The 11642-nt window shown below is 74.7% G+C and carries 1 protein-coding gene; it reads right to left on the bottom strand.

Annotated features, from left to right (window positions below; translation table 11 throughout):
• Positions 1-11633, bottom strand: an 11633-nt coding sequence (locus ACIQU6_RS39380; RefSeq protein WP_403486566.1) for a type I polyketide synthase, incomplete at its 3' end; no start/stop codon positions are given.
• Positions 11634-11642: the final 9 nt, after the last annotated feature.

The raw sequence follows: 11642 nt of genomic DNA, 5'->3' as shown, positions 1-11642 counted from the left end.
GCCTCGTCCAACAACCGCGCACCCATCCCCACCCACTGCGAACCCTGACCGGGGAAGACGAACACCGTCCGACCCTCGACATCCGCCACGCCGCGGGCGACCACGGGCGAGGGCCCGTCGGTGGCGACGGCGCGCAGCGCCGTCAACGGGTCGGTGTCGGCGGGCGGGACGATCACGGCCCGGTGTGTGAAGCGGGCGCGTGCCGCGACCAGGGAGTGGCCGATGTCGTGCGGGCGGGCGGCCGGTTGGGCCGCCTCGGTGTGGGAGAGCAGGCGATCGGCCTGGCCGCGCAGGGCGGCGGCGGTGCGGGCGGTGACCACCCACGGGACGGCGCCGCCGACGGGCGGCACCGGTGCGGCGACGGCCGCGTCGTCGGTGGGCTCCGGTGCCTGCTCCAGCAGGGCGTGGGCGTTGGTACCACTGATGCCGAACGAGGAGACCGCGGCCCGCCGCGGACGACCGGTCGCCGGCCACTCCCGGGCCTCGGTGAGCAGCCGCACCGTCCCCGCCGACCAGTCCACGTGCGAGGAAGGCTCCTCGGCGTGCAGGGTCCCCGGCAGTCGGCCGTGGCGCAGCGCCATCACCATCTTGATGACGCTCGCGATGCCGGCGGCCGACTGGGTGTGGCCGATGTTGGACTTGACCGAGCCGAGCAGCAGGGCGTGTTCGGCGTCCCGGCCGCGGCCGTAGGTGGCCTGGAGCGCCTGGGCCTCGATGGGGTCGCCGAGCGGGGTGCCGGTGCCGTGGGCCTCCAGCGCGTCGATGTCGCCGGGGGCCAGGCGGGCGTTGGCGAGTGCCTGGCGGATGACGCGTTGTTGGGAGGGGCCGTTGGGGGCGGTCAGGCCGTTGGAGGCGCCGTCCTGGTTGACGGCGGAGCCGCGGATCACGGCGAGGACCGGGTGCCCGTTGCGGCGGGCGTCGGAGAGCCGTTCGACGAGGACGACGCCGACGCCCTCGGCGAGGGTCATGCCGTCGGCGGCGTCGGAGAACGCCTTGCAGCGGCCGTCCTTGGCGAGGGCACGCTGCCGGCTGAAGGCGATGAACGGGTTGGGCGTGGTCATGACCGTGGCGCCGCCGGCGACGGCGAGCGTGGACTCGCCGTTGCGCAGGGACTGGCAGGCCAGGTGCAGGGCGACCAGCGAGGAGGAGCAGGCGGTGTCGACGGTGACGGCCGGGCCTTCGAGGCCGAAGACGTACGCCAGGCGGCCGGAGAGCACGCTGGGGCTGCTGCCGGTGACCATGTGGCCCTCGGCTCCGTCGCCCGCGCCGAGGCCGTACTCCTGGTAGCTGGAGCCGACGAACGTGCCCGTCAGGCTGGCGCGGACGGACTCCGGGCGGATGCCGGCGCGTTCGAAGGACTCCCAGGTGGTCTCCAGCAGCAGGCGTTGCTGCGGGTCCATGACCAGGGCCTCGCGGGGCGAGATGCCGAAGAAGGTGGGGTCGAAGGCGTCGGCGTCGTGGAGGAAGCCGCCCTGGGTGGAGTAGGTGGTGCCGGGCCGGTCGGGGTCGGGGTCGTAGAGGTGCTCGGTGCGCCAGCCGCGGTTGACGGGGAAGTCGCTGATCGCGTCGGTGCCGGAGGCGACCAGCTCCCACAGGTGTTCGGGGGAGCTGACGCCGCCGGGGAAGCGGCAGGCCATGCCGATGATGGCGATCGGCTCGTCGTCGGCGGTGCCGGTGGCGACGGGGCCGGCGACGTCCAGGACCGCGCCGAGGGCCTCCGCTCGCAAGTACTGGGCGAGTTCGAGGGGCGTCGGGTAGTCGAACACCATGGTGCTGGGCAGGGCCAGGCCGGTCGCGGCGGCCAGGCGCTTGCGGAGCTCGACGGCGGTCAGCGAGTCGAAGCCGAGGTCGCGGAAGGCGCGGCCCTCGGCGACGGCGTCGGCGGAGGCGTGCCCGAGGACGGTGGCGGACTCGGTGCGGACCAGGTCGGTGAGCAGGCGGAGTTGGGCGGGCTCGTCGAGGGCGCGGACGCGGGTGACGAGTTCGGAGGCATCGGCGGTATCCGGGCCGGTGGATGCGTCGGCGGTGAGCGCCCGCACCTCGGGCAGGTCAAAGAGCAGGGCGCTGGGCCGGGCGGAGGTGAACAGCGGCGCGTAGCGCTGCCATTCCACGTCGGCGACGGTGACGGTGACGTCCTGCTGGAGCACGGCCCGGCGCAGTTCGGTCAGGGCGGGGGCCGGGTCGAGGAGGCCGAGGCCCTGGCGGCGCAGGGTCGCCGAGACGGTGTCGTCGGCGGCCATGCCGGCCTCGGCCCACGGGCCCCAGGCGACGGAGGTGGCGGCCAGGCCGCGGGCGCGGCGGTGCAGGGCGAGGGCGTCGAGGTAGGCGTTGGCGGCGCCGTAGGCGCTCTGGTGGCCGCTGCCCCAGACTCCGGCGATGGAGCCGAAGAGGACGAAGAAGTCCAGTTCGCGGTCGCCGAGCAGGGCGTCGAGGTGGGCGGCGCCGGCGAGCTTCGCGGCGGTGAGATCGGCGAGGTCGGCGGTGGTCAGGGCGTCGACGGGCCCGTAGTGGCCGACGCCGGCGGTGTGCACCACGCCGGTCAGCGGCAGGTCCTCGGGCAGGCCGGCGAGGACCGCGGCGAGCGCGTCGCGGTCGGCGGCGTCGCAGCCGACGACGGTGACCGTCGGTCCGAACTCCGCGAGCTCGGCGCGGAGTTCGGCGGCGCCGGGCGCCTGCGGCCCGCGGCGGCTGGTCAGGACGAGGTGCTGGGCGCCGGCGCGGGCCAGCCACCGGGCGACCTCGGCGCCCAGGCCGCCGGTGCCGCCGGTGATCAGGACGGTGCCGGAGGCGGTGAACTCCCCGGCCGCGGGCAGCGTCTCGACGGTGTGCCGAACCAGTCGGCGGCCGGCCACTCCGGTCGCCCGCAGCGCCACCTGGTCCTCGCCGTCGGGTACGTCCTTGACGGCGAGGACCCCGGCGAGGCGCTGTCCGGCCCGTTCGTCGAAGGCGTCCGGCAGGTCCACCAGGCCGCCCCACAACCGCGGGTGTTCCAGGGCCACTCCCCGGCCCAGCCCCCAGGCGGCGGCCTGGAGCGGGCGGGTCACGGGGTCGGCGGGGCCGGTGGAGACGGCACCGCGGGTCGCGGTCCACAGCCGGCCCTGCGCACCGGTGTCGACGAGGGCCTGGACCAGTGCCAGGGTCAGTGCCAGTCCCCGGGTGAGCGACGGGTGGCCGTCGGCGGCCCGTTCGTCGAGCGGCAGCACGGACAGCAGGTGGGTGTTGGCGTCCACCCCGTCGGCCTGGGCCAGCCGTTCGGCCAGTACCGCGCGGTCCGTGCAGGCCGCGTCCAGGACCAGGCGCTTGACCCGCGCGCCGTGCGTGCCGAGCGCGTCGGCCAGGCCGTCCAGCAGGGCGGCCTCGCCGTCGGCGGTGGTCTCGGAGGCGACCAGCAGCCAGGTGCCGTCGAGGACGGGGGCGGCCGGCTTGCTCAGCCGGGTCCACTCCACCCGGTAGCGGAGGGTGTCGAGCAGGTGCTTCTCCTGGTTGCCGCGGCGCCACGACGTGAGCGCGGGCAGCAGGGAGTCCAGCGGGGTGAGGTCGCCCTCGCCCAGCCCGAGGATGTCGGCCAGTTCGCGGGCGTCGCCGCGCTCCACGGCGGCCCAGAGCTCCTGGTCGGCGGGGTCGACGGCGCCGGATGCGGTCGGGGCGGGCAACTGCGGCCAGTAGTGGGCGTGTTGGAAGGCGTAGGTCGGCAGGTCGGTGCGGCGGGCACCGGTCCCGGCGAAGTACCCGGTCCAGTCCACGTCCACGCCGTGCACCTGGAGGCGGGCCACGGCGGTGACGGCGGCCGACTCCTCGGACCGGTCGGCGCGCAGGAACGGCACCAACTCGGCGTCCGTGTCGTCGCCGAGGGTGTCCTGGGCCATCGCGGTGAGCAGCCCGTCGGGGCCCAGCTCCAGGAACGTGGTGACGCCGGCGTCCCGCAGGGTCCGCACGCAGTCGGCGAACCGCACCGCCTCGCGGACGTGCCGCACCCAGTATTCCGCGGTGCACAGCAGCGCCTCGTCTGCCCGTTCCCCGGTGAGGTCGGACACCAGCGGAATCCTCGGCGCCCGGTACGTCAACCCGTCAGCGACGGCACGGAAGCCGTCCACCATGCCGTCCATGTGCGGCGAGTGGAAGGCATGGCTCACCCGCAGCCGCTTGGTCTTCCGCCCGCGCGCGGCGAAGTCCGCCGCGATCTCCTCGACCGCGTCCCGGTCGCCGGAGACGACCACCGACGCGGGCCCGTTGACGGCGGCGATCGCCACCGCGTCGGTGAGGTGCGGGCGCACCTCGTCCTCGGTCGCCTGGACGGCGACCATCGCGCCGCCGGTCGGCAGCGCCTGCATCAGCGACGCGCGCGCCGCCACCAGACGGCAGGCGTCCTCCAGTGTCAACACCCCGGCGACGTGCGCCGCGGCGATCTCACCGATGGAGTGCCCGGCCACGAGGTCGACGCGGACGCCCCAGCGTTCCACCAGCCGGTACAGCGCGACCTCGATCGCGAACAGGGCCGGCTGTGTCCACCCGGTCTCGTCCAACAGCGCCGCCTCGTCGCTGCCCGCGGCGGCGAACACCACCTCGCGCAGCGGCCGTTCGAGCAGCGGGTCGAGCACGGCGCACACCGCGTCGAACGCCGCGGCGAACTCCGGCTGGGCGTCGTAGAGTTCACGGCCCATGGCGGCGCGCTGGCTGCCCTGGCCGGTGAACAGCACCGCGGTCTTGCCGCGCCCGACGGCCTCGCCCTCGACGACGGCCGGATCGGGCCGGCCGGTGGCGAGCGCGCCCAGCGAGGCGAGCAACTGCGCACGGTCCTGCGCCACGACGGCGGCCCGCTGCTCGAAGCGGGACCGGGTGGTCGCGAGGGAGAGGGCCACGTCGACGAGCGCCGCCTCCGGCTGCCCCTGGAGGTGCGCCAGCAGACGCGCGGCCTGGCCCCGCAGCGCGTCCCGGCTGCGCCCGGAGAGCAGCAACGGTACGGCGCCGGGCGTGCGTTGCGGCACCGTCGTCGCGGGCGCCGCCGCCCGCGGTGCCTGCTCGACGATGACGTGGACGTTGGTGCCGCTGATGCCGAACGAGGAGACACCGGCCCGCCGAGCCCTCCCCGTCTCCGGCCAGGCGGTCTCCTCGGTCAGCAGCTCCACCGCGCCCTCGGACCACTCCACGTGCGACGACGGCGCGTCCACGTGCAGGGTCCGCGGCAGCACACCGTGCCGCATCGCCATGACCATCTTGATCACTCCGGCGACACCGGCCGCGGCCTGCGTGTGCCCGAGGTTGGACTTCACCGACCCCAACAGCAACGGCCGCTCGGCGTCCCGCTCCTGGCCGTAGGTCGCCAGCAACGCCTGCGCCTCGATCGGGTCGCCCAACGTCGTACCCGTACCGTGCGCCTCGACCACATCCACATCACCCACAGACAGCCCGCCACTCGCCAACGCCTGGCGAATGACCCGCTGTTGGGACGGTCCGTTGGGAGCCGTCAGGCCGTTGGACGCACCGTCCTGGTTGACCGCCGAACCACGCACCACGGCCAGGACCTGATGACCGTTGCGCACGGCATCCGACTGGCGCTCCAGCACCAGCATGCCCACGCCCTCGGCCCAGCCGACCCCGTCGGCCGCGTCCGCGAACGCCTTGCAACGCCCGTCGGGCGACAGTCCGCGCTGCCGGGCGAAGTCCACGAACACCGCCGGCGTCGACATCACCGTCACACCACCGGCCAACGCCAACGAACACTCACCACTGCGCAGCGCCTGCATCGCCCAGTGCATCGCCACCAACGACGACGAACACGCCGTGTCCACCGTCACCGCCGGGCCCTCCAGGCCCAGGGTGTAGGCCACCCGACCCGACGCCAGACTCGGCGAACTGCCACTGCCCTGGAAGCCCTCGAACTCCGGACTCGCCAACATCGCGCTGTAATCGCTGTACATCACACCGGCAAAAACACCCGTCTGACTACCACGCAACGACACCGGATCGATTCCGGCCCGCTCCACCGCCTCCCACGACGACTCCAACAGCAAACGCTGCTGCGAGTCCGTCGCCAACGCCTCCCGCGGACTCATCCCGAAGAAATCGGGGTCGAACTCCCCCGCCTCGTGCAGGAACCCACCGGAACGGGTATAGGACGTGCCGGGGTGGTCGGGGTCCGGGTGGTAGAGCGACTCGACGTCCCAACCGCGGTTGGTGGGGAAGCCGGAGACGGCGTCGCTGCCCTCGGTGAGCAGGCGCCACAGGTCCTCGGGCGAGGTGACGCCGCCGGGGTAGCGGCAGGCCATGCCGACGATCACGATCGGGTCGTCCGCGACTGCCGTGGCGACCCGCGTCACCGCCGCCATTTCGGCGTCCGTGCCCAGCAGTTCGTCGAGGACGTAGGTGGCGAGGTGGCGGACGGTCGGATAGTCGAAGACCAGGGTTGCGGGCAGCCGCAGGCCGGTGACGGTGTTCAGGCGGTTGCGCAGCTCGACGGCGGTGAGCGAGTCGAAGCCGAGGTCGCGGAAGGCGCGGCCGGCGTCGACGTCGCCGCCGGTCGCATGGCCGAGGACCAGGGCGACCTGGCCGCGCACGAGGTCCAGGACCAGCTCGTCGCGACCGTCCTGGTCGAGTCGGCCGAGGCGCTGGGCGAGGTTGCCGGCGGTGGCGGAGCCGGCGACAGCGGCGCGGCGCGCGCGGGCCCGGATCAACGAGCGCAGCAGCGGCGGGATTTCACCCCGCGCGCGGAGGGCGGGCAGGTCCAGGCGGACCGGGACGCAGGTGGCGTCGGCGCCGGTCAGGGCCGCGTCGAAGAGGGCGAGGCCCTGCGGCACGGAGAGCGGCGGGACGCCGGAGCGGGTGAACCGGTCGGCCTCGGCATCCGTCAGGGTGCCGGTCATACCGCCGGTCTGCTCCCAGGGGCCCCAGGCCAGCGACAGAGCGGGCAGGCCCTCGGCCTGCCGCCGGACCATGAGCGCGTCCAGGAAGGCGTTCCCGGCCGCGTAGTTGGCCTGGCCGGGGCTGCCGAAGACGCCCGCGACGGAGGAGAAGACGACGAACGCGTCCAGGTCGAGGCCACGGGTCGCCTCGTGCAGATGCCAGGCGGCATCCACCTTCGGCCGCAGCACCGCGGCCAGACGCTCGGGAGTCAGCGCGCCGACCATCCCGTCGTCCAGCACACCCGCCGCGTGAATCACCGACGACACCGCATGCGCGGCGACCAGCTCCGCAACGGCGGACCGGTCGGTCACATCGCACGCGACGACCCTCGCCCGCGCACCCGCCGCCACCAACTCCGCCACCAACTCAGCTGCACCCTCGGCACGTTCACCGCGACGGCTGACCAGCAGCACGTCCCGCACCCCGTGCTCGGCCACCACATGCCGAGCCACCACCGCACCCAGACCACCCGTACCACCGGTGATCAGAACCGAGCCCGCACCGGCGAACGTCACACCGGCCGCACGGTCGCCCTCGGGGGTCCGGCGGACCAGGCGGGCCGCCCGCAGCGCGTCGCCGCGCACGGCGAGCTGCGGCTCGTCGGAGGTGAGGGCGGTCGGCGGAAGGACCGCGGGGTCGGTGTCGGGGTCGAGGTCGAGCAGGGCGAAGCAGCCGGGGTTCTCCGACTGCGCCGAGCGCACCAGGCCCCACACCGCGGCCGCAGCCACGTCAGCGCCGCTCGTCGCGCCTCGGGTCACGAAGACGAACCTGGCGTCCGCGAAGGCCGGTTGCTCCAGCCGGGCCTGCACCAGTGCCAGGGCGCGCCGGGTCAGCTCGTGCACGGTCGCCGGAACATCGGCCGAGCCGTCGGACCCGCGCTCGTCGGACCCGGCCAGCGGCAGCAGAACGGTGCTCGGGACCGGACCGTCCGCGGCGGCGAGGGCGGCGAGGTCCGGGTGACGGACGGCGTCGCGGAGCGCGGGGTGGGTCGCGAGCCCGAACGCGTCGGTGCCGACGAGCGCCATGGTGCCGGCGTCGGTGGCGGCCGGGTGTACGGGGATCCAGTCGAGGCGGAAGAGGGCGTCGCGGGCCAACGCGGCCGCGGTGTCGAGCCGGTGGGAGTCCATCGAGCGCAGCACGAGCGAGTCGACGCTGAGCACGGGTTCGCCGGTGCCGTCGACGACGGTGAGGGCGAGCGCGTCGTCGGCCACCGGGGTCAGGCGGACGCGGAGGGTGGTGGCGCCGGTGGCGTGGAGGGTGACGCCTTCCCAGGAGAACGGGAGGCCGCCGCGGCCGCGTTCGCCGAGGGCGGTAAGGGGCGCGGCGTGCAACACGGCGTCGAGCAGGGCCGGGTGGATGCCGAACGCCTCGGCGTCGGACCGGCCGGCCTCCGGCAGGGCGACCTCGGCGTAGACGCCGTCGGCGTGCCGCCAGGCGGCGCGCAGGCCCTGGAAGAGGGGGCCGTAGGCGAAGCCGGCGTCGGCGAGCCGGTCGTAGTGGTCGTCCAGGGACAGCGGTTCGGCGCCGGCCGGGGGCCAGGCGGTCGCGTCGAGGACGGCGCCCGGGGCGGTGCCGGGGGTCGGATCGGTGCTGGCGAGGACGCCGGTGGCGTGGGCGGTCCAGGAGGTGTCGTCGCCGGTGTCGGGGCGGGCGTGGAGGGTGAGGGCGCGGCGGCCGGCGGCGTCGGGGCTACCGATCCACAACTGGACCTGGACGCCGCCCTGTTCGGGCAGAAGCAGGGGCGCGGCGAGGGTGAGCTCCTCGACGCGGTCGCAGCCCACCTCGTCGCCGGCACGGACGGCGAGTTCGAGGAAGGCGGTGCCGGGCAGCAGGGTGGTGCCGCGGACGGTGTGGTCGGCGAGCCAGGGGTGGGTGTGCCGGGAGAGGCGGCCGGTGAGGAGGGCGCCGCCCGCGTCGGCGAGGGAGACGGCGGCGGAGAGCAGCGGGTGGTGGGCGGCGCCGAGGCCGGCGGAGCGCAGGTCGGCGGCGCTGCCCTGGGGGGCCTTGGGCCAGTAGCGGCGGCGTTGGAAGGCGTAGGTGGGCAGGTCGGTGCGGCGGGCGTCGGTACCGGCGAAGTAGGCGGACCAGTCGACCGGGGCGCCGTGGACGTGCAGGCCGGCGAGGGCGGTGGCGAGGGTGCGTTCCTCCGGCCGGTCGGCGCGCAGCGCGGGCAGGGTGACGGCGTCCGCGTCGGTGGCGTCCAGGCAGGTGCGGGCCATGGCGGTCAGCACGCCGTCGGGGCCGAGTTCGAGGAAGGCGGTGGTGCCGTGCTCGGTGAGCCAGTCGATGGCGTCGGCGAAGCGGACGGCGTGCCGGACGTGGTCGACCCAGTAGTCGGGGGAGGTGAGTTGGGCGACGGTGGCGGGCTTGCCGGTGAGGTTCGAGACGACCGGCAGCAGCGGGGGGTGGAGGGTGAGGCCGGCGACGACCGCGCGGAAGGCTTCGAGCATCGGTGCCATCAGCGGCGAGTGGAAGGCGTGCGAGACCCGCAGCCGGCTGGTCTTGTGGCCGTCGGCGGCGAGCCGCTCGGCGAGTGCGGTGACGGTGGCCTCGTCGCCGGAGAGGACGACGGCGCTGGGGCCGTTGACGGCGGCCAGCGAGACGCGGTCCTCGTGGCCGGCGAGCAGCGGGGCGACGGTGGCCTCCGGTGCCTGGACGGCGATCATCGCGCCGCCTTCGGGCAGGGCCTGCATCAGGCGGCCGCGGGCGGCGACGAGGGTCGCGGCGTCGGCGAGGGAGAGGACGCCGGCGAGGTGGGCGGCGGCGATCTCGCCGACGGAGTGGCCGGCGAGGTGGTCGGGGCGGACGCCGAGGGACTCGACGAGCCGGTAGAGCGCCACTTCGACGGCGAAGAGGGCGGGTTGGGCGTATTCGGTGCGGTCGAGGAGGGCCGCGTCGGTGCCCCACAGCACCTCGCGCAGGGGGCGGTCGAGGTGCGGGGCGAAGGCGTCGAGTGCCGCGTCGAGGGCGGCGGCGAACGCCGGGAAGCGGGTGGCGAGTTCGCGTCCGGTGCCGAGGCGTTGGGCGCCCTGGCCGGTGAGGAGGACGGCGATCCGGGTCTCGGGGTGTGTGGTGCCGGCGATCCAGGCGGGGGCGGTGGCCGGGGCGTCGGCGTCGGCGAGTGCGGTGAGGCCGTCGGCCAGTTCCGAGGGGTCGGTGGTGAGCAGGACCGCGCGGTGTTCGAGGCCGGCGCGGGTGGTGGCGAGGGAGTGGCCGAGGTCCACCAGGGCGGAGTGCGGGTGGGTGGTGAGGGCGACGCGCAGGGCCGCGGCCTGGCCGCGGAGGGCGTCCGGGGTGCGGCCGGAGAGCAGGACGGGGACGACGCCGGCTACCGCGGCGGGGGCGGTCTCCGGGGCGTCGTCGGGGTCCTCCGCCTGGGGCTCGGGGGCCTGTTCGAGGATGGTGTGGGCGTTGGTGCCGCTGATGCCGAAGGAGGAGACGGCGGCGCGGCGGGGTGCCCCGGTGGCCGGCCAGTCGGTGGTGTCGGTGAGCAGCCGTACGGCGCCCTGCGTCCAGTCGACGTGCCGGGTGGGCTCCTCGGCGAGGAGGGTGCGGGGCAGGACGCCGTGCCGCATCGCCATGACCATCTTGATGACGCCGGCGACGCCGGCGGCGGCCTGGGTGTGGCTGAGGTTGGACTTGACCGAGCCGAGCAGCAACGGCCGCTCGTCCGGGCGGTGTTGGCCGTAGGTGGCGAGCAGCGCCTGGGCCTCGACGGGGTCGCCGAGCGTGGTGCCGGTGCCGTGCGCCTCGACGGCGTCGATGTCGCCGGCCGACAGCCGGGCGTTGACCAGGGCCTGCTGGATGACCTGTTGCTGGGAGGGGCCGTTGGGGGCGGTCAGGCCGTTGGAGGCGCCGTCCTGGTTGACGGCGGAACCGCGCACCACGGCGAGGATGTGGTGGCCGTTGCGGACGGCGTCGGAGAGGCGTTCCAGGACGAGGATGCCGACGCCCTCGGCCCAGCCGGTACCGTCGGCGGTGTCGCCGAAGGAGCGGCAGCGGCCGTCGACGGAGAGCCCGCCCTGGCGGCCCATCTCGATGAAGGTGCCGGGCCCGGACATGATGGTGACGCCGCCGGCGAGGGCGAGGGTGCACTCGCCGGACCGCAGTGCCTGGGTGGCGAGGTGGATGGCGACGAGGGAGGAGGAGCAGGCGGTGTCCACGGTGACGGCGGGGCCGACCGTGCCGAAGGTGTAGGAGATGCGGCCGGACAGCACGCTGCCGGTATTGCCGGTGAGTTGGAAGCCCTCCGCGCCGTCGGCGGGGCCGACGCGGTAGTCCTGGGCCATGGCGCCGATGAAGACACCGGTGCGGCTGCCCTTCACGGACGTCGGGTCGATGCCGGCGCGTTCGAACGCCTCCCAGGCGGATTCCAGGACCACGCGCTGCTGCGGGTCCATGGCGACCGCCTCGCGCGGCGAGATGCCGAAGAAGTCGGCGTCGAAGTCGGGTGCGTCGTGCAGGAATCCGCCGGCCGCGGTCGACGTGCTGGACAGCGCCTCCGGGTCCCAGCCGCGGTCGGTGGGGAACGGGCTGACGCCGTGTTCGCCGGCCTCCACCATCCGCCAGAGGTCCTCGGGGCTCCGAACGCCCCCGGGGTAGCGACAGGTCATGCCGATGATGGCCACCGGCTCCTGGGCCGCCGATTCCAGCTCGCTGACCCGCCGCCGGGTGCGTCGGAGGTCGGTCGTCGCCAGCTTGAGGTAATCCCGGAGTTTTTGTTCGTTGTCCATCTCAACTCA

Source organism: Streptomyces sp. NPDC090442 (assembly GCF_044769405.1).
Lineage (GTDB): Bacteria > Actinomycetota > Actinomycetes > Streptomycetales > Streptomycetaceae > Streptomyces.
This window is presented reverse-complemented; position numbering and strand designations above follow the sequence as displayed.